Genomic DNA, 23,462 nt, shown 5'->3' with positions numbered 1-23,462 from the left:
GTCGTCTTAATTAATACATATAAAAGCAGAAACCTTTTAATTCCAGTTTTCGTCAAAGTCTAAATTATCGTAGTCATCGATGTTTAAGTCATCATCATCGTCAAACTCATCATAGTCATCAAAATTTTCAGCTTCAAAACTTTTTTCAGGAGCAGTATCAGGAATTTGTCCGTGAACAAACATAAGGTTAGGATAATCAGTGCCTTCAGCTTGTTCTACAATTTCAGCAAGTTCTACCAAAAAGGTCCACATACTTAGAAAATCGTAAACGTAAATCAATTTGGTTTGCGATTCATGAACCACCTCATTCAAAGCTGTTTCGCTCATTAGACGAACAGAAGAATGACCTTCACTTACGTCAAACATAGAAATTTCTTCTCCTTGATCCCATTCATCATTACTGATATAAAACGACGCCATTTCTAATCCATCAAAGCCGAATGATTGCGTAATCGCGTTATGCAAGTCTTCAAGTGAATCTGTTTCGAGAATTTCTATATCTCGAAATACATCATCGTCAGTGTCGTTATCTAATATAACTCTAAATCTGTATATCATAATGCAAAAGTAAATTATTTACTGAAACGATGCAAAGTAAATGTCATTGCTGTTAGTAAGAAAAAAGCACCTACTTGGTGAACAACTCCCAGCCAAACAGGTACTGCATAGATAATCGTTAAAACACCCAGTAAAAATTGAAGTCCAACCATAATTAATAAAGCATTAATGCCATATAGTTGATTATTGGTAAGTATTAATCGTTTTGCTTTATACCAAATAAAAAGAATCATTGCAACGACGACATAAGCTAAAGTTCTGTGAACAAATTGAACTCCGCTTTTTCCTTCAATAAAGTTTTTATATAACGGACTGTGTTCTATATAAACGGTTTCATGCATGAATTTACCTTCACTCATCATTGGCCAGTGGTTGTGTATAAAACCTGCATCTAAACCAGCAACAAAAGCACCATAAATAATTTGAAGGATTAGAATTCCCATACCAAATCTAATGACGTTTCTCACGCCTTTATCAATATCTTTTTTATTGGGAAATATCAAATCTAATGCCACCCAGAAGGTATAGGCAAAGGTGATAAATGCTGTTGTTAAATGCATGGCCAGTCTGTAATGGCTTACATCTGGATTATCAACTAAACCACTCTTGACCATATACCATCCTAAAAAACCCTGAAAACCTCCCAAACAGAGGAGGATCATTGATTTTTTTATGGTTGACTTAGAGAGTTGTTTCGTTATGATAAAGTATATAAATGGAAGTATAAATACCAAACCTATAAATCGTCCAATAACACGATGAATCCATTCCCAGAAGTAGATATCTTTAAAGTCTTCTAAGTCAAAATGTGTATTGAGTTTTTGATATTCAGGATATTGTTTATATAAATCGAAGGCCTCATGCCATTCAACTTCATTCATAGGAGGAATAGTTCCAGAAATAAGCTTGTAATTAGAAATCGATAATCCAGAATGCGTTAATCTGGTAATACCACCTACAATGACCATGATAAAAATCAATATACAACCAGTAAATAGCCAATAAATAACCTTTTTGTTGTCCTTTTTCATTTTTTATGTTTTTTCTTTTTCTCTAGCAATTACTTAAACTAAAAGGCTTAAGAGTTTATTTTTTTTAAAATATGTCTGGCTCTAGCTTTAAAACCTGAGCTTTGCATTTGGTAATCTCGTTCTAATATCATTTTTAGCTCTGGATGAATCCAGCCAATCTCATTGCCTAATAAAAACAAGGTGTTCATCGCATAAGCTTTAGGCGCAATTTTTTCATCATTTATCATCCAGTCAAAACAAGCTTCAACAATTTTCTCTTTATGATTTGAATTCAGAGCAGTTTGAATAGCATTGTCGGTTTTCGAATAGAAAGCTTTGACTAAATATTCGCATACTTTGGCTACAGGTCTGACAGCCGAATCCAGATGAACTTTGTGAATGTCTTCCGTAAACCTATCTAAATAAGGAATAATAGCTTCTAATTTTTCACCACACATAAATTCAAATACCCAAGCAGCACGACAAGAAACTTTATCGTCTACTTTAAATAATATGTTCAGTAATTCAGGAATGAGTTCTGGTTGCGAGATTACTAAATTGGCATAGTAAAGGCGCTTTTCTCGCGAATGGTTGACGTAATTTAATTCGTTGTAAAGTTGTTCTGTTGTCAAACCTTTTTTTGTAATTTTAAGCACTACAAAAATAATCAAAATGAAACTCATAAAAAAGATACTTTTAGCATTACTTATTGTGTTTATTGTAGCACAATTTTTCAGACCAGATAAGAATGAAGGCGATTACGCATCTATTGATGCATTTTTAACTGAAACGAAACCATCTCCTGAAGTGAAGGAGATTTTACAGGAATCATGTTTTGATTGTCATAGTGACGTTACACGATATCCTTGGTATAATAATATAACGCCTGTAAATTACTGGTTAGCCGATCATGTTAAACATGGAAAAGGACATTTTGATGTGTCTAAATGGAATGAATACAGCATAAAAAAGAAAGACCATAAGCTTGATGAATTAATAGAAATGGTAGAAGCAAAAGAAATGCCTCTGAATTCTTATACATGGACGCATTCTGAAGCTAATCTAACCGATGCTCAGATTAAAACTGTTATAGATTGGGCAAAAGATGTTAGAGCAACGTATGCTAATCAACTTCCTAACGATTAGTTTTAGCAAGTAATTCTGTGCAAAAAAGACTCCTTATTATTGGTTTTGTTTGGCCAGAGCCTAATAGTTCTGCTGCAGGAAGTAGAATGATGCAGCTTATTTCCTGTTTTAAATCTGACGATTACAGCATTACTTTTGCAAGTGCTTGTACAAAAACAGACCATGCTTTCGATTTAGGTTCTTTAGGAATTGAACAAGTTACGATCGTATTAAATCAGTCTAGTTTTGACGATTTTATAATTACACTTCAACCAGATGTTGTATTGTTTGATCGTTTTATGACAGAAGAACAATACGGCTGGAGAGTTGCACAACATTGTCCGGATGCGTTACGTATTCTTGATACTGAAGACCTGCATTGTTTGCGAAAGGGAAGACAGCAAGCGTTTAAAGAGCAACTGCCTTTCGATAATTCATATTTATTTAATGAGATTGCTAAACGTGAAATTGCAAGTATCTATAGATGTGATTTAAGTTTAATTATTTCTGAAGCAGAATATGAACTTCTCACTCAGGTTTTTAAAGTTGAAGTGTCACTTCTTTATTATTTGCCATTTCTTTTAAAACCAGTTGCAGACTCAACCATTTCTAACCTACCTGATTTTAATGAACGCAAACATTTTGTAACTATTGGTAATTTTTTGCATCCACCAAATGATCAATCTATTTTATATTTAAAGCATACTATTTGGCCTTTAATCCGTAAACAATTACCTCAAGCTGAATTACATATTTTTGGTGCTTATGTTTCACAAAAAATCAGTCAGTTGCACAATGAAACGCAAGGTTTTTTGGTTAAAGGTTATGTTGAAGATGTTGCCGAAGTGATACAAAAAGCTAGAGTTTGTTTAGCGCCTTTACAATTTGGAGCAGGTTTAAAAGGAAAACTAATTGATGCCATGCAGAATGGAACACCTTCTGTAATGAGTTCGATAGCTGCGGAAGGGATGTTTGGAAATATGGAAGCTAGTGGTTCCATAACTGACGATGTCCATGAATTTGCAAATTCAGCAGTTACTCTGTATACACATTCGTCTATTTGGAAAGAATTTCAAAGTAATGGGTTTGACATAATCAATACACGTTTTCAACATTCAGATTTTCAAACAGATTTTCTTCAACTCATTAAAGATTTGTTGACAATTCTCAAAACACACCGACAAGAAAATTTTATCGGACAAATGCTTCAGCATCATCATATGCAAAGCACCAAGTTTATGAGCAAATGGATAGAAGAGAAAAATAAGTAAAAAACAATTGAACCATTGTTTTTTTATGATATGACAATATGATCCACCTGTCATTAAATATTCTATATAATTTATTTTAATATTATCCTGAAACGTATTCAGTATCAAGAACCGATTATTATATTATAGAAGATGAGAATTAATTGATGACATTTTAAAATGTATGCGATGGTTTAGCGTAACCAACAATCCATTCAACCATGAAAATTATTTTTAAATTAGCCTTAGCCCTTATTGTAGTTAGTTTATTTACTTGTTCTTCTGATGACGACAATATTAATGATAACGATGTCAGTGTAGAAGGTGTCTGGGTTTTATCAGCTTTGAGCGTAGAAAGTTCTTTCGATTTTAACAATGATGGTATTGCCAGTAGAAATCTTTTTGAAGAAACGCCATGCTATAATGACGATTTTATCAATTTTCGAACTGATGGTACTGTAAATGTGGTAACAGCCTTAACGTATATTTCGATTGAAATTACCAGTCCTACTGAGTATGAACATGTGTACCAATGTTTAGATGGTTTAAATCAGGAAACGACCTGGACACGTAATGGAAACACGATAACTGTTGAAAACGGAACGACTGATTTTGTAGGTGTCATTTCAGGAAATATACTGACTGTATCTATAGAAAACTTGTTTGAGATTGAAATGTATGATGGTATGGATTACTCCTATCCAGAAGAGGATGTAGTGTTAGTTTACACTAAGTTATAATGTAATATTTTCACCAATAGATTTGTTTTTTAGCGGTATTCTGGATTTTCAAAATTCCAACGGTTCCCATCATCCCAACGGTCTCTGGAATTTCCATAAGCAGAATATCCATTATTTTCTTTTAATAAATATGCTAAATGCATTACATTATAAGTCATAAATGTGGTATTTCTATTGGTGAAGTCATTGTCTTTTGCATGTGCTTCTTCATCTAAATAACTAGGTCCTGGACCAACTTCACCAATCCAACCGCAATCGGCTTGTGGCGGAATAGAATATCCAATATGTTGCAATGCATATAACATTCCCATGGCACAATGTTTAATACCATCTTCATTACCTGTTATCACGCAGCCTCCAACTTTGCCATAAAACAGGTACTGACCTTTGTTGTTAGTTTTACCACTCATACTGTAAAGGCGTTCAATTAATTTTTGAGCTACAGAAGATTTTTCGCCTAACCATATAGGAGTCCCAATAATTAGGATGTCGGCATCAAAAATTTTTTCAAATAGTTCTGGCCATTCATCTGTGTTTGCTCCATGTTTAGTCATGTCAGGATATACACCATATGCAATGTCATGATCAACACATCTGATGTGTTCAACAGTAACACCTTCTTTTTTCATAATGTTCTGTGATACATTCATTAATCCTTCAGTATGACTTTGTCTGGGAGATTGTTTTAATGTACAATTAACGAATATGGCTTTAAGTTTTGAAAAGTCTGGAGTTCTCATGTTTTCTGTATTTATTATATCACATAATACTAAAACTAGATGAAGTTAGCAATGTTTATAACATAGCCTTAAGAGTTTTAAAGCCATAATGTTAAAACTTTATTTTTTTGGAGTAATATTGAGTGCTCCATCTTTATTTTTTAGTTTAACCCAAATAAGTTATTGCATAATTACTTGTCTAAATCTGACGACTTGTTGTAATGTCTTCAATTTCTAAACCCAGAAATAATAGCTTGTGAAATGTAGGTAATTGTGCTTCGGTTTTGGTGGTTGTCCAGTCTGTCCAAGACGCTTCTAAACCATTAATAGGCAAAATATCGACCCACATTTGAAAACTTTTTGGTTTCCCGTTGTTATCAAAATGCCATAAATAGGAATCACCAGGTGTTGTGCCTCCAGAGGTATAAGTGACCAAAAGAGCATCTTTATGATCTTTGGTTTTTACCAGCTTACGTTCTACACCTTTGTCAAATACTTTATAAGGCGCAACCAACCAAAAGGTATCATTATTAAAATAGCTTTCTGCTTTATGAATGAAATCATGTGCATCTTTCTGGTTGTATTCTACTTCATTAATAAACACTTTAGAGTTGTCATGATTGATTAAATCTAGGTTTACCTTAATGTTTTTCCAATAGACTTCACATGTGTTTTGAGTTTTATTCCATTTAAAATGGTGACGTTTTTTAAACGTGAATTCAATGTAATCTGTGGCTTTATACGCATCATAATTCAAAACATTAAGCATTCTTGTTGCCAGTATATCTGCATCTTTTCCTTGGATTCCGGTTGGTAACTCTTCGTTGTATTTGAAATACATAAATCCGAAAAATAAAAGAGTAGGTAAGGTAAAGAAAATTATAAGTCCACCAATAATTTTTAAAATGCGTTTAATGGTCATGCGTTAATTTATTTTTAATAGATTTAGCCAATAGTTTAGCGGCTTCAGGATGATGTCTAAACCATAATTCGGGTTCAATAAGCTCTAATTCTGAAAGTGCAATCTGGCCGTCATTATCTTCAAAAATATCAACTCTGGCATAAATAGGTAGTTCGTCACATGCTTTTACAGACGCTTCAGCAAACTCAATTTCTTCAAGGGTTGGAGTGTAATTATGAACGCTTCCACCAAAATCATCTTGTACTCTAAAGTCACCTGCTTTCGCTTTTTTAAGAATCGCATGCGAAAACTGACCATTAAATACCATCATAGAAACTTCACCTTTACTAACAATATGATGTTGAAATGGCTGTAACATCATGGCTTCAGCAGCAATTAGTTTTTGAAATGTGGATTCGTATGCTTTTAAATTTTCAGGATTTAATTTATAGGTATGTCTTGCAGCTCCAGAAATACATGGTTTTAAAACGGTATCTTTCCAATTTAAAATATCGTGAAGTTGAGCTAAGGTTACCTTAGCACCTTGTTCTATAAAATGACTTTCTGCAATGTGAATACCTTTTCTTTGAAGATCTAAAAGATAGTGTTTATCAATATTCCAACGAATAATAGCTTCAGAATTTAATAAAGTTGTTTGTTTTGAAACAGTTTCTAACCATTTTGAAAACTCTTCAAAGCGATCAAAATAATCCCAAGTAGTTCTAAACAAAACCGAAGTTGTAGAGGACCAGTCAAAAAACATATCATCCCAAGCGAGTCGTAACGTTTTGAGTCCGAGTTCTTCCAAGGCATGATATACCAAGCGGTCTTCAACATAGACATTGTGTTTGTAGGCATCAGTTTTTGAATCGTTGAGATATCTTTGATCTGTTAGTATGACGCAATCGTATGTTAGCATTTAATTTTTTAGTTTGGTAAGCAGATTAGAAAAAATGATGAAATGTTAATGATTATGTTTTTTTATATTGATGGTATGTTTCAGACTTATTTTTTTAGTACAGTATATATTTTGGAAGCAAAAGGGATCTTATTTTTTATTAAACTTTTGAAGCCCGATTTGGACTTTTTAAGCAATTGTGTTCTCAATTCTGAATTTGCATATTTTTTTTCTCTAGTCATATCAATAAATTCAAATCCTGTCTGACCTTTAGTTATTAGAAATTGGTCGTAGGGAAGACTGTAAATTTTGGTATTAACAGCTTCAGCAAAATATACTGCAAAAGGAAAAACCATGGTTGGTTCGAAATCTTGACTATGCTGCCATATTGAAGCCGAAAAATCATCGCCTAATACAAAACCGTTTTTCTTTACTTTAGGCCATAAATTTATTAAATCAATGGTTATTCCTTTGAGTGTATGATCTCCATCTATATATACAAAATCATAAGTATCATCATCGATTTGGTCAATGACTTCAGTTGTTTTTCCTCTGAGAATGTGTCTTTTTTCTTTAGCAAAATCAGTCTTTAATAATGTTTCCTTGTAAAACTCATTGAAAGTATCATTATCCTTATTTGCAGGCTTGTTCCAACCCGATAAATTTCTCCAAGGGTCAATCATAGTGTAGTTTTTTATCAAAGGGCTATTCTCTAATATCTTTTTGGCAAAGTCTCCTTTATAAACTCCTAATTCTGCAATGTTTTCAAGCTTTAATTCATTAATTAAGTCGATGCAAAAGGTAAATCTATTCTGACTTTTTGCTATGATTTTAGTGATTAACTCTTGCATGTTTTTTGGAGTTCTAAAGGTTAAATGATAATGAGCAATAATTGCAACGAGCACTAAATTAGTGAAAGTTAATCAACTTGTGTGTATTAAACCTATAATGAATTATGAAATATCTTCCCACTTACTCTTGCTTATCTGGTAACAAATACATTTTTCATATTCTGGATATGCCTTTAATTTAGGATGGTTGAAGGTTCCAATTTTTTCCATACCAATCTTTTTCATAACGTTTTCAGATTTGGTGTTTTTCTCAGTAAATACAGAAATAATTTTATTTAAACCGAGTTTATTAAAAGCAAATTCTAAGCATTTTTTTGCACCTTCGGTTGCATATCCTTTTCCCCAAGCACTTGTTTTTAGTCGCCAGCCAATGTCTGTTGCTGGTGTGAATTCTGTTTGATACTCTTGATAAGCTAATCCTATAAAACCAATAAATTCGCTAGTTTCTAAAACTTCGGTAGCGAAATAATTATAGCCATTTTCAGTATAATGTTTCTGGAGTCGCTCAATGAAATCTGATGTTTCTTCTATTGTTAAAGGCTTCGGAAAATGTTCCATCACCTTTACATCTGCATTTATTTCAGCAAATTCAATGACATCGTTTTTGGTCCAATTCCGAAATCCGAGTCTTTCAGAGGTAAAGATGTAGTCTGTTTTCAATGTAATATCAATTATTCTATAGAATTATAAGCGATTATGTATTTAGGGCATTTTAATTTTTCGACTTTTCTTGCTTTTCAGTTCTTTCGATATGCTTATTAACATCCCAAGTCATATTCCAGTTGCTTACGTAATCTGCAATTGGAGGAAGTCCGACTTCAGCACGTCTTTTATCCACATTTTCAGGATCAATCAATGGTGAAACATAAAATGCTCCAGTTTCAGGATCTCTTCCAATTTGGCTTCCATAGATTTGTTTTTCACCTTTTCTCAGAGCAACTCTGTCTTCCAGAAGTGCTAAACTACCAGAATTAGCATTTCCTTTTTTAACGGCTTCACGCATCATAGGTAAATACTTTTCCTGAACGTCTAATGGCGAATGTTGAATGACAAGGAATAAGGTTGAGTTTCCTTGATTTCCAATGATATGAGGACCTAACCAGCCTTTTTCGTCCAGAATTTTTTGTATTTTAATGAGGTTGATAGAATCTTTCTGGTTGATGAGTTCCCAGTGTTTATGCATTTCATCAGATTCACGACCATATTTGTCTTCAATATCTTTAATTTGTCTTCTGTAGGATTGATCTTCTTGGTATATTGTATCCAGTATTGCCATAAGAGGCTTGTCATAGTACTTTTCTGCTTCATCTTTGTTAGCCTTAACTAAGGTTATTACTTTGTTCCATTGTTCGCTATTATGAAGTGTGTTTAAATCGGAATCGGTCGTTATATGATTGTAGTTTTGGTATTTTATTCTTGGGTGTTCAGCTAAATAAAGTAAATGATACAATGCTTTGTCAGAGTTTCCCGCTAAAGCGAATGAACAAGCTGCATTGTATCTGTCATTAGGATACGCTTTGCCCTCATTAGAATCAAACGCAATTTGATATGCATCTGCTGATTTTATAAAATCTTTGGTACGATATAGGGAGTCTGCTTTTTGTACGAAAGCGTTATAGCTATCCATATTCTGACTCATAGAAAAATTAGATATTAGTAATCCCAGTACTGTTGTAAAAAATAGTTTTTTCATAGTGTTATTCAAGCTTTTGCTGGCGATTTATGAATGCCTAAGTTGTGATTGTGAAACTAAGGTAATAAAAACAGAATTAAACATTACAAAAATGTTTTAGCACATTTTATTGGATTTATAGTTATTCTTGATTATCGACAACAACCTGTATGTCAATCAAATATGTCGATTTGTGTTTAAAATCCAACTGCAGTGTCATCACCTCTATAATCGGCTCCTCCTTCAAGTTTACCATTATTTAAAACCAGAATGGCTTCAACTCTGGCAGTAATAGGCGCAGAGGCTTCATTAATATCGTAACCTTTGGCTTCAAGTTGTTGTTTGAGTTCTTCAGAAAACAAATCGACTTCCATTCGGATGTGATCAGGCAACCATTGGTGATGCAGTCGAGGCGCATCAACAGCTTCTTGCATGGTCATATCAAACTCTACCACATTTAAAATGGTTTGTAATACAGATGTGATTATTGTAGAGCCTCCAGGTGTTCCCAACACCATAAAAAGGTCACCATTTTTTTCAACGATAGTTGGTGTCATAGCACTTAGCATTCGTTTTTCAGGTGCAATACTATTAGCTTTTCCACCAATTAATCCGTAAATATTTGGTACACCAGGTTTGCTACTGAAATCGTCCATTTCGTTATTTAAAAAGAAACCGAGTTGATCGACATACAATTTAGAACCATAACCACTGTTTAAAGTGGTCGTTACAGAAACTGCATTTCCAAACGTGTCTACAATAGAGTAATGTGTGGTTTCTTCACTTTCATAGCCTAATATTTCGCCATGAGAAATCGCATTGGAAGGTGTTGGCTGTTCAAATGAAAAATCTTCCATACGCTTGTTTAAATACGTATCACTCAATAATGCTTTGATTGGAATATCCATAAAATCGGGATCGCCTAAAAAATAACTTCGGTCTGCATAGGCACGTCGCTCAGCTTCAACCATTACCTGAATACTTTTTAAGGAATTATGCCCATAAGACTTTAGATCGAAAGGCTCCATCATCTTCATAATTTGAGCCAAGCATACACCACCACTAGAAGGAGGTGACATAGAAATGATCTTAAAATCTTTATACTGAAACGTTACAGGCTCTCGCCATTTAGCTTCATATTGCTCTAGGTCTTCAAGCGTCATAATGGTTTCTTTTTTATTTAAAAACGCCATAAGTTGTTTTGCTGTTTCTCCTCTGTAAAACTCATCTTTTCCATTTAAAGCAATGCGTTTTAGCGTTTCAGCAAGTTGTAAATTCTTAATAGTGTCTTTAGCTTTTATATTCTTAGTAAACAGAATGTCTTTTCCATTCACAACTCTCATTATGCTATCGTAATGGTCTAATTTTATATGTTGCTTTTCGGTGACTGCAAAACCATTTTGAGCAAGTTCAATAACAGGCTGCATTAAGTCTTTTACAGGAAGCGTTCCAAATTTTTCATGCGCAGTAAAAATACCAGCAATAGTTCCTGGAACTCCAACCGAATGTACACCAACACGACTCATATTGTCTATCACATTTCCATTTTTATCTAAATACATGGTTTCATGTGCCGCTAAAGGTGCTTTTTCTCTGTAATCTAAGGCTCCCGTTTGTCCGTCTGCAAGTCGATACACCATAAATCCACCTCCTCCTAAATTTCCAGCATACGGATAAACAACGGCTAGTGCCATTTCTGTGGCAAACATTGCATCAAAAGCATTTCCACCTTTTTTTAAAATATCAATTCCTATGTTAGAGGCTTCTTTCCTAGCTGTTACAACCATAGCACTGTCTGCAATAACGCCTCGTTTTTGTATGACGGAAAGTATGTTTGGTTTTTCTTTTTTGCACGCTGTACAACATAGAGATAAAAGGAATAAAAGAATGAGTTTTCTCATAAATTATAAGCTTTAATAAGTTCTATGCGTTTGGTATTTGAAGTGATTATAAGATCTTTAAAAAAGAGGGTAAATTCATTTTCAAATTCAGAGTAGTACTTTTTCAGTTCATTGGTGGCTAAGTTCATTCCAGATTTGTTTTTGGTGCGTTTATTCATGCCATTCAATACACGTTGAATGCCTTCAACTTCAGCATAACTTAACAGCCAATTATCGGCTATCATATAAGGCATTAATTTTTGAAAACGTTCTGGTAAGATATCGAAATGTGCCTGTAAACATTCATAAAAATCATCAACATAGGTTTCTAAGGGAATATCAGAATAGTTTTTCCAGTTTTTTGCTAAAAAGTGATCGTATAAAATATCGACAATAACTCCGCTATAATGACTATAATTTTTGTGTAAACGTTTGGTGCTTTGTCTTACAACAGGATGCGTATCTGTAAATGTATCTATATGACGATGCAGTTTAATACCAACCTGAAATTCTGGAGATAGTAATTTGTATTTGTTACCTCTAACAGCATCTGCAATAAAATTACCAATAGTAATCATATCGTTATCTCCCGAAAGGTAAATATGGGCTAGAAAATTCATAGGTGTAATTTACGAATTGTGAGTTAAGATTTACGGTTTTGAAATAGTATATTTGCTGAAACTATTAACAAGATATGACACTTATAAAATCAATTTCAGGAATTAGAGGTACCATTGGAGGTGGAGTTGGAGAGAACTTAACACCTATTGATGCTGTAAAATTTGCTTCTGCTTATGGAACATGGATCAAGCAGCAACGCAATAAAGATCAATATAGAGTTGTCGTTGGTCGCGATGCTAGGATTTCTGGTGAAATGATTCAGAATTTAGTTATGAACACTTTAGTTGGTTTAGGAATTCATGTGGTTGACTTAGGGCTATCAACAACACCAACGGTTGAAGTTGCTGTACCTATGGAACATGCTGATGGCGGAATTATTTTAACAGCCAGTCATAATCCGAAACAGTGGAACGCCTTAAAATTGTTAAATGCTGAAGGAGAGTTTTTAGATGGTAAAGAAGGTGCTAAAATTTTAGAAATTGCAGAAGGCACAAGTATGACATTCGCTGATGTGGACAGTTTAGGAAAAATAACCATCAATGATGCTTATATCGATTTGCATATTGATGAAGTATTAGATATGGATTTGGTAAATGTAGAAGCGATTAAAAAAGCTAAATTTAAAGTGGTAGTTGATGGAGTGAATTCAACAGGAGGTATCGCCATTCCTTTGCTGTTAGAGCGTTTAGGTGTGCATCCTGTAAAATTGTTTTGCGAGCCTAACGGACATTTTCCACACAATCCAGAACCACTTAAAGAGCACTTAACCGACTTGTCAGAAGCGGTTGTAAAAGAGCATGCCGATTTTGGAGTTGTCGTTGATCCAGATGTAGATCGTCTGGCATTTATGGATGAAAAAGGAGAGATGTTTGGTGAAGAATATACTTTGGTGGCTTGTGCAGATTATGTGTTGAGCAAAACCAAAGGAAATACAGTAAGTAATATGAGTTCTACAAGAGCGTTAAGAGATGTTACCGAAAAACATGGTGGAACTTATGAAGCTAGTGCTGTAGGTGAAGTAAATGTGGTTGCTCTTATGAAGAAAAATAACGCGGTTATTGGTGGTGAAGGTAATGGAGGCATTATTTATCCTGAACTGCATTATGGTCGTGATGCCTTGGTTGGTGTAGCTTTATTTTTAAGTCTTTTAGCTGAAAAGAAAATGAATGTGAGCGACTTAAGAGCGTCATATCCTAATTATTTTATGAGCAAGAAGAAAATTCAGTTGACACCAGGTTTAGATGTTGATGGTATTTTAAACACGATGAAAAATAACTATTCACACGAAAATTTAACAACGATTGATGGTGTTAAAATAGATTTTGATGATTCATGGGTACACTTGAGAAAAAGTAATACAGAACCTATTATTCGTATTTATACGGAAGCGCCTTCGCAAAGTGAAGCAGATACACTTGCTGACAGAATTATTTCTGAAATTAAAGGAATCGCAAATATTTAGTATCTTTAAAAGAAAGAGGAATAAAGCAATTATGATGTCTACTGAAACTAAATCCCAAACAACGTCTAAACTTGAACAGTATTTCCAAAAGTTCAGACAGCACATCATTGGTGTAGATCAAGAGTTTGAGTCGCCTTTTGGGAAGAAAAAAATCATTTATACAGATTGGACAGCTTCAGGTCGTTTGTATCGGCCAATTGAAGAAAAGCTTTGTAATGAGTTTGGACCATTTGTAGCCAATACACATACCGAAACTACAGTCTCTGGTACAGCAATGACAAAAGCGTATCACGAAGCAAAGCATATCATCAAGAAACACGTTAATAGTAATGCTGATGATGTATTGATTGTTTCAGGAAATGGAATGACAGGTGTAATCAATAAGTTTCAGCGTATTCTAGGACTCAAAGTTCCTGAAAATCTTAAAAAGTTTACCGAAATTCCTGATGAGATTCGACCAGTAGTTTTTATAACTCATATGGAACACCATTCTAATCAGACATCTTGGTTAGAAACCATTGCCAAGGTAGAAGTCATTCCTCCAGATGATGAAGGATTATTTTGTTTAAAAAACTTAGAAGTACTTCTTGAGCAGTATCAAGATCGAACACTCAAGATAGCCTCCATAGTAGGAGGTTCTAATGTCACTGGTATTCAAACGCCACATCATGAGGTTGCTAAATTGATGCATCAGTATGGAGGTGTTTGCTTTGTGGATTTTGCTTGTTCTGCACCTTATGTAGACATTGATATGCATCCTGAAAATGAAAATCAGGCTTTAGATGCGATTTTCTTTTCACCTCATAAATTTCTCGGAGGTCCAGGAACGTCTGGTGTGCTGATTTTTAATAAGACCTTGTATCGCAATATGATTCCTGATTGTCCTGGTGGAGGAACAGTAAGCTGGACCAATCCTTGGGGAGAGCATAAGTATATTGATAATATTGAAGATCGTGAAGATGGTGGTACACCAGGCTTTCTTCAAACCATAAAAACGGCTTTAGCGATTAAGCTTAAAGAAGCTATGGGAGTTGATAATATTCTGAAACGTGAACATGAGCTAACTGATTTTATTTTTGAAGCGCTTTCTGATGTAGAAAACATCAATATTTTAGCTGGACAGCATCAGAATCGTTTGGGAGTGATATCGTTTTATATTGATGATTTACATTATAATCTGGGTGTGAAGTTATTAAATGATCGCTTCGGAATTCAAACAAGAGGAGGTTGTAGTTGTGCAGGAACTTATGGACATTTCCTGTTACATGTTGACCAAAAAACAAGTCATGAGTTAACTAATGAAATTTCAATAGGTGATTTAGTTAGAAAACCAGGTTGGATTCGAATGTCTATTCATCCAACCACTACCAACAAAGAAATAAATTTTGTTTGTGAAAGTATTAAATCGTTAGCCAAAAACCATAAAGAATGGGCTAAAGATTACGAGTATATAGTTGCAAATAATGAATTTGTGCATCACGCTGTAAAAGATGATATCTCTCAGGACGCTACAGTGAAAATGTGGTTTGATTTTTAAGGTTTACTGAAATTCAGGAGGAACGCTATCTCGATGTTTCCATCTTTTGTGTGTCCATAAATAGTATTCAGGAGCATCATAGATTTGTTGTTCTACTAATTTTAAAAACAGGTCTGTAATCTCATAATCTTTATAGTCATTAGGAGATGTGGTGATTGTTTCAAAAGTCGTTTCGTAATATCCACGTTTTAACTTTTTAACTCTAAAAAAAACAACAGCCATGTCTAATTTTTTGGCCAGCATTTCTGCACCTGTATGAACAGGAACTTTAATGTTCATGAATTCGTTCCAATGAAACGCTTTGTGACGTTTTGGTGATTGATCAGATATAAATCCGTTAATAGTTAACTCACCTTTACGTTTGGCTTCAACTAGAATAGGAATGGTTTCTTTGGTAGTAATTAAATAACTATTGTATTTAGCTCTGATTTTTTTTATTAATCTATCAAAGTATTTATTTTCTAGACGCTTGTAAATGGCATAGCCTTTAGATTTTACATGTGTTTGTAAGATGAAAATCCATTCCCAACTGCCATAGTGTGCACACATGAGAACTATACTTTTATTAGTATTTTCAATTTTGTGAATTTCTTCAATATTGGTAAATGTAAATCGCTTTTTCATTTCAGCTTCAGAAATGCTTAATGATTTAATCGATTCAACAACCATATCACTTAGATGATGAAAGAATTTTTTTGTAATGGTATTGATGTCTTGCTCAGACTTATCAGGAAAGACTAGCCTAAGATTTTCTTTCACTACTTTTTTTCTATATCCAACCACATAATATAAAATAAAATAGAGCGCGTCAGAAACTGCATATAAAAGCTTAAATGGTAGATGAGAAACGAACCATAAAAAGGGATAAACTAAAATGTAAACTAGAAATTGCATTTATTAATCTTAGATTTGCAGGAGCAAATATATGTATAATTTAATGTTTAGTCTATGGATAATTTAAGTTTAGTAGCCATTGTAATAATTGCAGCTAACGTGTTAATATCTTATAAAGGGTTTAATGATTACAGTTTTTTTGAGCGCTATAAATTTAATGTAGGTCGCGTGAGACAAGGTGAGCAATTTAGGATGTTTAGCTCAGGCTTTTTACATGCAGATCCTCCTCATTTATTTATGAATATGCTGACATTGTATTTTTTTGCTGATGGTGTCATTGTATCCGTTGGCGAATTTAACTTTGTAGTAATTTATATCATAAGCTTACTTTTAGGGAGCTTACTATCCTTATATTTTCATCAAAATGAATATCAATACAGTGCTATTGGAGCGAGTGGTGCAGTCACTGGTATTTTATATGCAGCTATACTATTAGATCCAAGTATGAGTTTGTATTTGTTTTTTATTCCTATACCAATTCCTGCTTATATTTTCGGGATTGGTTATTTATTATATTCAATTTATGGTATGAAAAACAGAATAGGTAATATTGGGCATGATGCCCATTTTGGTGGTGCCATAGGAGGTTTGGTTGTGACTTTAATTTTAGTGCCTTCACTTTTTAAAACCGATTTGGTAATGATAGGTCTGCTTATTATTCCTATCGTTATTTTATTTGTGATGCATAAAATGGGTAAAATATAAACGAGATTAATTCTACTTTAATAATTCTTCCAGTTTTGCATCTAAAGAATTTCCAATAAGATTTTTAGCGACAATAGTCCCTTCTTTATCTAACAGGAATGATGCTGGTAATGTTTTTACGCTATATGTTTTAGAAATGGTATCATTAAAGTAGTTAAGGTTTGAAACCTGATTCCAGGTAAGACGATCTTCTTTGATTGCTTTTATCCAGTCAGATTTTGGTTGAGTCTGTTTCTTGTTGCCATCTAACGAAACACCTATAATCTCAAAGCCTTCATCATGGTATTTTTCATACAACTCTATCAATCTTGTATTCTCTCTTCTTGATGCTTCATACCATGAGGACCAGAAATAAATGAGAGTAGCTTTTCCTTTAATGTCTGATAAGGCAATTATTTTACCGTCTGGATTTGGTGCAGAAAAATCAGGTGCTGCTTTGCCTATATGTGTAGCAGCAATGATGTCGTATTGCTTTCTAATTTCAGGAATACTTTTGGCAATGCGTTTGCCTAGATTTGCGTTTTTGAGGTATTCATTAAGGGCATCATACGAAGCTACAATCATCCCTTTGTCTGAAGCATTTCTTCTGATCATCGTGTTTAACAACACTAAGCTGTAAGGGTTATCTGTATGATTTTTAATAAACTTATGAGGAAATTTTAGAATCGTATCCTTTAAATTGCTAATCTGTTCAGACATACCAATGACACTCTCTTTAGCGATAATCATTTTTCTGTAGCGTTCACCTGTTGCATCAAGCGAATCATTTAGCTTTTTTAGTTGTGAATTAAAATTTGCTATACTGTTATTGACAGAATTACCTTCAATTTTTGAGTGTTTAATATTCTCCTTATTAATCTCAATGCTTAAGTTTGAATTATCAATTACAAAAGGAAAAGAACCATCTAAACTATTAATTTCAAGATACCAAGCTTCAGGAGTATCAACTTTACCATCAAACCTAAAAGTTTCATTCATGATGATAGCAGTATCTTGATTTTTTAAAAATCCTTTCTCATCGGTCGATTTTAAATAAGCCCTTAAACCATTAAAAAGTCCAGGAGCTGATCCAGAAATAGTATAACCATCATTTTTGACCTTAATGGATTCTGATTTAGTATCATCTTGGCATGACGATACCATCAAACCCACAAAAAGGATGTAATAAAGTAGTTGCCTCATTATTTAAGATATTCGGATACTTTCTTTTCAAGAGCATCACCTCTTAGGTTTTTTGCAATAATTTTTCCGTTTTCATCTAACAAAAATGTTGCAGGTATTGATCGAATGTTATAAGCCTTAGCCACTGGGTCGTTAAAATAATTTAAGTTTGATACATGGCTCCACGTAAGTTTGTCGTCTTCAATTGCTTTTATCCAAGCTCCTTTTGGGTCTTTTTGAGTTCTGCTTCCATCGAGAGAAACACTAATTATCTCTAGTCCTTTATCATGGTATTTTTGATATACTTTTACAACATTTGGGTTTTCCATTCTGCATGGTTTACACCAGGACGCCCAAAAGTCGATAAGCGTTAATTTTCCTTTTACATCATTTAAAGCTAATTGTTTACCATCTGGTGTTGGAGCAGTAAACGAAGGTGCAACTTGCCCTATTTCAGTAGCAGAAACAGCAGCAGCCTCAGCCTTTTTATTTTGTATTTCCATTTTAAGGCCGTTTGCAGGTGTAGAATTTTTTAAATCTTCACTTAAACTATTTAAAGCAGCTTCAATTCTGGAGAAGTCAGCATTTTTTGATTTAGCTAACTTTTGGAGTTGGATAATAGAAAATACATTGTCGTCATTTTTGCTGATGAATTCATAAGGTAAGTTTTCTATCTGAGTTGAGATCTCATTTATTTTAGCTTGTAAATCTTCAATATTTGTATTACCATCATTATTTTGTTGGCTAGCTCGTATTTGTCTTATAAGTTCAAAGCGTTTTGTGTTTAATTCGTTAACCTTTTCATTGTAATCGTTTAACGCAGCATTAGCTGTTGTACCTGTTACTTCAGAAGCAGACATTTTATCTTTATTAATGTTAATAGTCATTTCTCCATTTTCAATAATTAAGGGTAACGTACCATTAACACTATTTATTTTTAAGTTAATCATTTCAGGATTGTCAATTTTACCTTCAAAAACGAATGTTTCGTTCATGACGATTGCTGTATCCATAGCCATTTTTCTACCTCGACTGTCTGAAGTTTCCAAATAAGCCCTAATGCCATTGTGTATACCAGGTGCAGTACCTGAAATATAATACCCATCTCTTTTAACAGTTTGCTTTTCTTCAGTTTTACAAGATATAACAAGTAAGCACAGCGCCAGAATAGAAATAATATGTTTCATGATTTTATATTTTTTACTATTACAAATATAACAAGTCCTTTGATAATAAAAACTTAAAGAACTTTTATAAAATGCATTATAAAGTTAAAATTGCAATACTTTTGTAAAAAATGCATTTATGATGACACATCAAGATACAATTGTTGCTTTGGCTACAGCTGCTGGAAGTGGAGCTATTGCAGTAATACGACTTTCAGGACATGACGCTATTTTAAAGGTTGATACCCATTTTAAGTCGGTTGTAAATCGTAAATCGCTAGCCAATCAGCAAACTCATACCATACATTTAGGACATATTGTAGACAAGAAACGTGTTATTGATGAAGTTTTAGTGTCAGTATTTAAAAACCCTAATTCTTATACAGGCGAAGACGTAGTAGAAATTTCTTGTCATGGGTCTAATTATATTCAACAAGAAATTATTCAATTATTTCTTAAAGAAGGTTGTCGTATGGCTAATGCAGGAGAGTTTACTTTACGTGCATTTTTAAACGGTAAATTAGACTTATCACAAGCTGAAGCAGTAGCAGATTTGATTGCAAGTGATAATGAAGCGTCACATCAAATAGCGATGCAACAAATGCGTGGTGGTTTTTCTTCGGAAATTGCTAAACTTAGAGAAGAACTCTTAAATTTCGCATCGTTAATTGAACTTGAATTGGATTTTGCTGAAGAAGATGTAGAGTTTGCAGATCGTTCTCAGTTTAAAGATTTGGTTGATAGAATTACTTTTGTATTAAAGCGGTTAATAGATTCGTTTGCTGTCGGAAATGTGATAAAAAAAGGAATTCCTGTAGCGATAGTTGGAGAACCCAATGTTGGAAAATCGACTTTGCTCAATGCCATATTAAATGAAGAACGTGCTATTGTTTCTGAAATTGCTGGAACGACCAGAGATACTATTGAAGATGAAATTTCCATTGGAGGAATAGGTTTCCGATTTATTGATACTGCAGGAATTAGAGAGACTGAAGATGTTGTAGAGAGTATCGGAATTAAAAAGACATTTGAAAAAATAGAGCAGGCTCAAGTTGTTATTTACTTATTTGATGCTGTTGATTTTAAAAATCAAAGTTCGATTTTAAAGGTTGAACTTGAGAAAATCAAAAATAAATATCCTCAAAAACCACTTCTTGTGATTGCGAATAAAATAGATAAAGTTGATGATATTTTAATTTCAAAAATACAGTCTGAGATTCCAGATATTAAATTATTATCTGCAAAAACAGGTTTTGGTGTTGAACAATTAACAGATAGCCTATTGAATCTTATTAATACAGGTTCATTACGAAACAATGAGACCATTGTGACTAACTCTCGTCATTATGATGCTCTACTGAAAGCCTTTGAGGAAATACAAAAAGTGAAATACGGATTAGCATCTGGTCTGTCTGGTGATTTATTGGCAATCGATATTCGTCAGGCATTATATCATTTTGGTGAGATTACGGGAGAGATTACCAATGATGATTTGCTGGGCAATATTTTTGCAAATTTTTGTATCGGGAAGTAACCTAATTTCTTTTTATGCATAACTAGCTGTTTTTCTTTAAGTTATATTATTTTTATTTCTTTTTATTGTTGTCTATTTGTATTTTTTTAAGTAAATTTGTTTCATATCTGTTGCCTAAATTACGGATTTGTTGCCCAAATCTGTTGGCAAAAAGATTGGCGAAATGATGCACCATATTGCCCCACGTTGCACCATAACGCTACATAAAGCACCATTTATGAGCAGTAATTTATTCATTCCAAAAACGTGTAAGCATTGTGGTAATGCCTTTACAGCGCGAACCACAGTTACTAAATACTGTACATCTGTTTGTGCAGGTAAAGCTTATAAGGTAAGAAAGCGTCAAGAGAAAATACAATCCACACTAACTATTGATATGCAGGAACAAAAAAGTGAACCTACTCTCACTTATCATAATACTATAAATAACAAAGACTTTTTAAGTGTTACTGATGCCTCTAAACTAATTGGTGTAAGTAGATGGACCATTCAAAGAATGATTCAGCAAGGACGTTTAAAAGCTGTTTCTTTTGGAAGAAAAAGAATAATAGCTAGATCTCAAATAGAAAACCTTTTTAATTAATTCATTATGAAAGTAACATTAAGACAACGCAAGAAGAATGATAAAATTAGTTTGTATTTAGATTACTATCATAAAGGGAAACGTAAAACCGAATATTTAAGGTTGTATCTCTCGATAAACCCAAAAACCAAAACTGAAAGAGACGTCAACAAGAAGACAAAACAACTTGCTGAAACTATTTGTGCGCAACGCCAAATTGAACTTCAAAATGGTGTTTATGGATTTCAAGATATAGAGAAATTAAAAGGAAGTTTTATTACCTATATAACTGCTTTAGCCGAAAAGAAAAACACAAGCTCTGGTAACTATGGTAATTGGAATAGTATGTTGAAGCATTTAAAAATATTTTGCCCTACCGATGTTAGCTTTCAAGACGTAGATAAATCATTTGTAGAACGATTTAAAGAGTATTTAGAAAAAGATGCAATGGCCAGAGCAGGTAAAAAACTATCACAAAACTCTAAATATTCATATTTCGGTAAATTTTCAGCAGCATTAAAACAAGCTGTTAAAGATGGCATACTAAAGGTAAATCCAGCTAATGGAGTAGCATATTTTAAACAAGGTGAACCTCAACGAGAATTTTTAACACTTGATGAATTACAAAAGACAGTTAATACAGATTGTGAATTACCAATTTTAAAGAAAGCTTTTATTTTTTCATCTTTAACCGGATTAAGGTGGTCTGATATTGAAAAATTATTATGGTCAGAAATTCAACATTCTAAAGAAATGGGATTCTATATCAGATTTCGTCAAAAGAAAACTAAAGGAGCTGAAACATTACCAATTTCAGATCAAGCAAGAGAGTTTTTAGGAGAAGAGAGAAAACCGGATGAAAAAGTATTTCAAGGATTACATTATAGTGCCTGGTCAAATCTTAAATTACAACAATGGATGATGAATGCAGGTATTTCAAAAACCATTACCTTTCATTGCGCACGTCATACTTATGCAACTTTACAACTAACTTTAGGGACTGATATTTATACAGTTTCAAAGTTGTTAGGACATAAAGAATTACGTACCACGCAGATTTATGCCAAAGTAATTGACGACAAAAAGAAAGAAGCTGCTAACCGTATTCAATTAGATTTATAATGAAAGAAAGCATGTTTTCAAGTTTAGTTTCTATAACTAAAGGCTTACACCGAGAGAAAAGATCAGAAAAAGAGTTTCAACTTCTGTTATCAAATTTAAAAGGAGCAACAAAGGCTGATAATGCGGTTTTTAAAGTAAACTTTAAAAGACCATTGAATAGTAAAAAAGAGTATTACCAAAAATGCATTTTTAATGAGACTGAAAACATTATAGCTTCATTTATGGCAGACTTTCCAGACAATGCGACAATTGCCGAAAATCAATACAGTTACACAATTTTAAATAACAAATTCGATAAATACCTGAATGATATATCAGCATACATCAGTACGCGTAATATTGGAACAGATTTAAGTAACGATGACAATTATATCATTAATTATTTAAAAATTTCAGCAATCCGATTGTATGCCGAATTACAAGAACAATACGGTCAATTTTCTAACAGGCCATTATTTACTATTTCAGAACTTGCCGAGAAATATTTCAACGAAGATGAATTTGATAATACTACTATCGTCAATGTTGAAGAGTCTAAAAATACTAGCATTAAAAAAGTAGTAAAAACACAAAGCAAGCCTAAAACTACATTTGGATATACAAGACAAGATCCCGATTGGTTATTTAAAATATTAAATAAACTTCAATTAAGTATTGATCTTCTCGATGTAAAAACAGACGTTAAAGACTTACAAAGCCTTTTATTATCGAAAGATTTTAGTGATTTAAAGAAAGAAATATATTTAGACTGTAAGACTACAGAATTTAAATATGTTGTTAAACAATTACAGCCTTATTTTAAAAATTTAACCCCAACTTTAATTGAATCAACTGGCTTGTTTTACACGAAGTCTGGAAAACCTTTAACAGCACATAACTTATATACCAAAGGCAAAGCACCTTCAAAAAAGGAAATCATAGATAATATATTCAAACAAATACAATAAAAAACAATGAGATTATTTAGAAATCTCATTGTATTCTCACACTCATCTAAAACTCTCACACTTTAAAAACCACTCTTTTCAAACCTTTGTCCTGTTCTTGAAAACCAAGAATGACATTTGGCCAGATGTCCATTACTTTTTTTAAAT

Annotated in this window: 24 protein-coding genes; 10 read left to right on the top strand and 14 right to left on the bottom strand. The window is 33.2% G+C overall.

The genetic code is table 11. The annotated features are described in order from the left end of the window. Positions 1 to 36 precede the first annotated feature (36 nt). Genes ACRHNM_RS06360 through ACRHNM_RS06350 form a run of 3 tightly spaced genes read right to left on the bottom strand, consistent with a single transcriptional unit; the run spans position 37 to position 2,251 of the window. Positions 37 to 558, bottom strand: coding sequence for an IS1096 element passenger TnpR family protein (locus ACRHNM_RS06360; RefSeq protein ID WP_431134816.1), 522 nt, complete (start codon positions 556 to 558; stop codon positions 37 to 39). A 14-nt stretch (positions 559 to 572) separates the two neighbouring features. Beyond that, positions 573 to 1,589 (bottom strand): COX15/CtaA family protein, encoded by a 1,017-nt coding sequence (locus ACRHNM_RS06355; protein ID WP_431134814.1) that lies wholly within the window; start codon positions 1,587 to 1,589, stop codon positions 573 to 575. A gap of 47 nt (positions 1,590 to 1,636) precedes the next feature. After that, positions 1,637 to 2,251 carry an adenylosuccinate lyase gene (locus tag ACRHNM_RS06350; protein ID WP_431134812.1) on the bottom strand — a complete coding sequence of 205 codons (615 nt, stop codon included), beginning with the start codon at positions 2,249 to 2,251 and terminating at the stop codon, positions 1,637 to 1,639. Between ACRHNM_RS06350 and ACRHNM_RS06345 the strand changes: the two genes are divergently transcribed. The 3 genes from ACRHNM_RS06345 to ACRHNM_RS06335 all read left to right on the top strand — a co-directional run bounded on the left by ACRHNM_RS06345 (position 2,241) and on the right by ACRHNM_RS06335 (position 4,683). Continuing rightward, positions 2,241 to 2,714, top strand: coding sequence for a heme-binding domain-containing protein (locus ACRHNM_RS06345; RefSeq protein WP_431134810.1), 474 nt, complete (start codon positions 2,241 to 2,243; stop codon positions 2,712 to 2,714). The two genes, ACRHNM_RS06350 and ACRHNM_RS06345, sit on opposite strands and share 11 nt — an antisense overlap. Before the next feature lie 17 nt (positions 2,715 to 2,731). Continuing rightward, positions 2,732 to 3,964 (top strand): glycosyltransferase, encoded by a 1,233-nt coding sequence (locus tag ACRHNM_RS06340; protein WP_431134809.1) that lies wholly within the window; start codon positions 2,732 to 2,734, stop codon positions 3,962 to 3,964. 200 nt (positions 3,965 to 4,164) lie between these two features. Continuing rightward, positions 4,165 to 4,683, top strand: a complete 519-nt coding sequence (locus ACRHNM_RS06335; RefSeq protein ID WP_431134807.1) for a hypothetical protein — start codon at positions 4,165 to 4,167, stop codon at positions 4,681 to 4,683. Positions 4,684 to 4,712: 29 nt separating this feature from the next. On the opposite strand, the gene ACRHNM_RS06330 is transcribed toward ACRHNM_RS06335, so the two are convergent. From ACRHNM_RS06330 to ACRHNM_RS06295, 8 genes are all read right to left on the bottom strand, one after another. Then, entirely contained in the window at positions 4,713 to 5,423 is a 711-nt protein-coding gene (locus tag ACRHNM_RS06330; protein ID WP_431134805.1) for a flavodoxin family protein, read from the bottom strand. Positions 5,424 to 5,601: 178 nt separating this feature from the next. Next, positions 5,602 to 6,324: a hypothetical protein gene (locus ACRHNM_RS06325; protein ID WP_431134803.1), complete on the bottom strand. Its 723-nt coding sequence runs from the start codon at positions 6,322 to 6,324 to the stop codon at positions 5,602 to 5,604. Next, positions 6,314 to 7,222, bottom strand: a complete 909-nt coding sequence (locus tag ACRHNM_RS06320) for an ATP-grasp domain-containing protein (RefSeq protein WP_431134801.1) — start codon at positions 7,220 to 7,222, stop codon at positions 6,314 to 6,316. Before ACRHNM_RS06320 ends, ACRHNM_RS06325 begins: the two co-directional genes overlap by 11 nt. An 86-nt stretch (positions 7,223 to 7,308) precedes the next feature. After that, the gene (locus ACRHNM_RS06315; RefSeq protein WP_431134799.1) at positions 7,309 to 8,052 is read right to left on the bottom strand and encodes a class I SAM-dependent methyltransferase; all 744 of its coding nucleotides are present in this window, start codon (positions 8,050 to 8,052) and stop codon (positions 7,309 to 7,311) included. A 102-nt stretch (positions 8,053 to 8,154) separates the two neighbouring features. Next, positions 8,155 to 8,712 (bottom strand): GNAT family N-acetyltransferase, encoded by a 558-nt coding sequence (locus tag ACRHNM_RS06310; protein WP_431134797.1) that lies wholly within the window; start codon positions 8,710 to 8,712, stop codon positions 8,155 to 8,157. A gap of 52 nt (positions 8,713 to 8,764) precedes the next feature. After that, positions 8,765 to 9,745 carry a DUF6624 domain-containing protein gene (locus tag ACRHNM_RS06305; RefSeq protein ID WP_431134795.1) on the bottom strand — a complete coding sequence of 327 codons (981 nt, stop codon included), beginning with the start codon at positions 9,743 to 9,745 and terminating at the stop codon, positions 8,765 to 8,767. Between the two features lie 176 nt (positions 9,746 to 9,921). Further along, positions 9,922 to 11,625: a gamma-glutamyltransferase gene (gene ggt / locus ACRHNM_RS06300; RefSeq protein WP_431134793.1), complete on the bottom strand. Its 1,704-nt coding sequence runs from the start codon at positions 11,623 to 11,625 to the stop codon at positions 9,922 to 9,924. Beyond that, a complete protein-coding gene (locus tag ACRHNM_RS06295; protein ID WP_431134791.1) occupies positions 11,622 to 12,224 on the bottom strand; it encodes an ACP phosphodiesterase in 603 nt (200 codons plus the stop codon). The genes ggt and ACRHNM_RS06295 overlap by 4 nt, the downstream gene beginning before the upstream one ends. Positions 12,225 to 12,298: 74 nt before the next feature. On the opposite strand from ACRHNM_RS06295, the gene glmM reads away from it, so the two are divergent. Together glmM and ACRHNM_RS06285 are read left to right on the top strand one after the other, a co-directional pair. Further along, positions 12,299 to 13,687, top strand: a complete 1,389-nt coding sequence (gene glmM, locus ACRHNM_RS06290) for a phosphoglucosamine mutase (protein ID WP_431134789.1) — start codon at positions 12,299 to 12,301, stop codon at positions 13,685 to 13,687. A gap of 31 nt (positions 13,688 to 13,718) precedes the next feature. After that, positions 13,719 to 15,224: an aminotransferase class V-fold PLP-dependent enzyme gene (locus ACRHNM_RS06285; RefSeq protein ID WP_431134787.1), complete on the top strand. Its 1,506-nt coding sequence runs from the start codon at positions 13,719 to 13,721 to the stop codon at positions 15,222 to 15,224. 3 nt (positions 15,225 to 15,227) lie between these two features. On the opposite strand, the gene ACRHNM_RS06280 is transcribed toward ACRHNM_RS06285, so the two are convergent. Beyond that, on the bottom strand, positions 15,228 to 16,118 hold the full coding sequence (locus ACRHNM_RS06280) for a lysophospholipid acyltransferase family protein (RefSeq protein ID WP_431134785.1): 891 nt from the start codon (positions 16,116 to 16,118) through the stop codon (positions 15,228 to 15,230). 54 nt (positions 16,119 to 16,172) lie between these two features. Between ACRHNM_RS06280 and ACRHNM_RS06275 the strand changes: the two genes are divergently transcribed. After that, positions 16,173 to 16,823 carry a rhomboid family intramembrane serine protease gene (locus tag ACRHNM_RS06275; protein WP_431134783.1) on the top strand — a complete coding sequence of 217 codons (651 nt, stop codon included), beginning with the start codon at positions 16,173 to 16,175 and terminating at the stop codon, positions 16,821 to 16,823. A 12-nt stretch (positions 16,824 to 16,835) separates the two neighbouring features. On the opposite strand, the gene ACRHNM_RS06270 is transcribed toward ACRHNM_RS06275, so the two are convergent. After that, positions 16,836 to 18,005 carry a redoxin domain-containing protein gene (locus tag ACRHNM_RS06270; RefSeq protein ID WP_431134781.1) on the bottom strand — a complete coding sequence of 390 codons (1,170 nt, stop codon included), beginning with the start codon at positions 18,003 to 18,005 and terminating at the stop codon, positions 16,836 to 16,838. Continuing rightward, positions 18,005 to 19,171 carry a redoxin domain-containing protein gene (locus ACRHNM_RS06265; protein WP_431134779.1) on the bottom strand — a complete coding sequence of 389 codons (1,167 nt, stop codon included), beginning with the start codon at positions 19,169 to 19,171 and terminating at the stop codon, positions 18,005 to 18,007. Before ACRHNM_RS06265 ends, ACRHNM_RS06270 begins: the two co-directional genes overlap by 1 nt. A gap of 121 nt (positions 19,172 to 19,292) precedes the next feature. On the opposite strand from ACRHNM_RS06265, the gene mnmE reads away from it, so the two are divergent. From mnmE to ACRHNM_RS06245, 4 genes are all read left to right on the top strand, one after another. After that, the gene (gene mnmE / locus ACRHNM_RS06260) at positions 19,293 to 20,684 is read left to right on the top strand and encodes a tRNA uridine-5-carboxymethylaminomethyl(34) synthesis GTPase MnmE (RefSeq protein ID WP_431134951.1); all 1,392 of its coding nucleotides are present in this window, start codon (positions 19,293 to 19,295) and stop codon (positions 20,682 to 20,684) included. Between the two features lie 217 nt (positions 20,685 to 20,901). Continuing rightward, positions 20,902 to 21,267, top strand: a complete 366-nt coding sequence (locus ACRHNM_RS06255) for a helix-turn-helix domain-containing protein (protein WP_431134777.1) — start codon at positions 20,902 to 20,904, stop codon at positions 21,265 to 21,267. A 6-nt stretch (positions 21,268 to 21,273) separates the two neighbouring features. Next, complete coding sequence (locus ACRHNM_RS06250) at positions 21,274 to 22,368, top strand: phage integrase SAM-like domain-containing protein (RefSeq protein WP_431134776.1); 1,095 nt, start codon at positions 21,274 to 21,276, stop codon at positions 22,366 to 22,368. Further along, positions 22,368 to 23,315, top strand: coding sequence for a DUF6617 family protein (locus ACRHNM_RS06245; RefSeq protein WP_431134774.1), 948 nt, complete (start codon positions 22,368 to 22,370; stop codon positions 23,313 to 23,315). The genes ACRHNM_RS06250 and ACRHNM_RS06245 overlap by 1 nt, the downstream gene beginning before the upstream one ends. Positions 23,316 to 23,462 lie beyond the last annotated feature (147 nt).

The organism is Psychroserpens mesophilus (genome assembly GCF_050617655.1).
In the GTDB taxonomy this organism is placed as follows: domain Bacteria; phylum Bacteroidota; class Bacteroidia; order Flavobacteriales; family Flavobacteriaceae; genus Psychroserpens; species Psychroserpens mesophilus_A.
This window is presented reverse-complemented; position numbering and strand designations above follow the sequence as displayed.

Coding starts and splice junctions, on each gene's coding strand:
- ACRHNM_RS06360 (WP_431134816.1), bottom strand. CDS start 558: ATGATATACAGATTTAGAGTTATATTAGATAACGACACTGACGATGAT.
- ACRHNM_RS06355 (WP_431134814.1), bottom strand. CDS start 1,589: ATGAAAAAGGACAACAAAAAGGTTATTTATTGGCTATTTACTGGTTGT.
- ACRHNM_RS06345 (WP_431134810.1), top strand. CDS start 2,241: ATGAAACTCATAAAAAAGATACTTTTAGCATTACTTATTGTGTTTATT.
- ACRHNM_RS06350 (WP_431134812.1), bottom strand. CDS start 2,251: ATGAGTTTCATTTTGATTATTTTTGTAGTGCTTAAAATTACAAAAAAA.
- ACRHNM_RS06335 (WP_431134807.1), top strand. CDS start 4,165: ATGAAAATTATTTTTAAATTAGCCTTAGCCCTTATTGTAGTTAGTTTA.
- ACRHNM_RS06330 (WP_431134805.1), bottom strand. CDS start 5,423: ATGAGAACTCCAGACTTTTCAAAACTTAAAGCCATATTCGTTAATTGT.
- ACRHNM_RS06325 (WP_431134803.1), bottom strand. CDS start 6,324: ATGACCATTAAACGCATTTTAAAAATTATTGGTGGACTTATAATTTTC.
- ACRHNM_RS06320 (WP_431134801.1), bottom strand. CDS start 7,222: ATGCTAACATACGATTGCGTCATACTAACAGATCAAAGATATCTCAAC.
- ACRHNM_RS06315 (WP_431134799.1), bottom strand. CDS start 8,052: ATGCAAGAGTTAATCACTAAAATCATAGCAAAAAGTCAGAATAGATTT.
- ACRHNM_RS06305 (WP_431134795.1), bottom strand. CDS start 9,745: ATGAAAAAACTATTTTTTACAACAGTACTGGGATTACTAATATCTAAT.
- ggt (WP_431134793.1), bottom strand. CDS start 11,625: ATGAGAAAACTCATTCTTTTATTCCTTTTATCTCTATGTTGTACAGCG.
- ACRHNM_RS06295 (WP_431134791.1), bottom strand. CDS start 12,224: ATGAATTTTCTAGCCCATATTTACCTTTCGGGAGATAACGATATGATT.
- glmM (WP_431134789.1), top strand. CDS start 12,299: ATGACACTTATAAAATCAATTTCAGGAATTAGAGGTACCATTGGAGGT.
- ACRHNM_RS06285 (WP_431134787.1), top strand. CDS start 13,719: ATGATGTCTACTGAAACTAAATCCCAAACAACGTCTAAACTTGAACAG.
- ACRHNM_RS06280 (WP_431134785.1), bottom strand. CDS start 16,118: ATGCAATTTCTAGTTTACATTTTAGTTTATCCCTTTTTATGGTTCGTT.
- ACRHNM_RS06275 (WP_431134783.1), top strand. CDS start 16,173: ATGGATAATTTAAGTTTAGTAGCCATTGTAATAATTGCAGCTAACGTG.
- ACRHNM_RS06270 (WP_431134781.1), bottom strand. CDS start 18,005: ATGAGGCAACTACTTTATTACATCCTTTTTGTGGGTTTGATGGTATCG.
- ACRHNM_RS06265 (WP_431134779.1), bottom strand. CDS start 19,171: ATGAAACATATTATTTCTATTCTGGCGCTGTGCTTACTTGTTATATCT.
- mnmE (WP_431134951.1), top strand. CDS start 19,293: ATGACACATCAAGATACAATTGTTGCTTTGGCTACAGCTGCTGGAAGT.
- ACRHNM_RS06255 (WP_431134777.1), top strand. CDS start 20,902: ATGAGCAGTAATTTATTCATTCCAAAAACGTGTAAGCATTGTGGTAAT.
- ACRHNM_RS06250 (WP_431134776.1), top strand. CDS start 21,274: ATGAAAGTAACATTAAGACAACGCAAGAAGAATGATAAAATTAGTTTG.
- ACRHNM_RS06245 (WP_431134774.1), top strand. CDS start 22,368: ATGAAAGAAAGCATGTTTTCAAGTTTAGTTTCTATAACTAAAGGCTTA.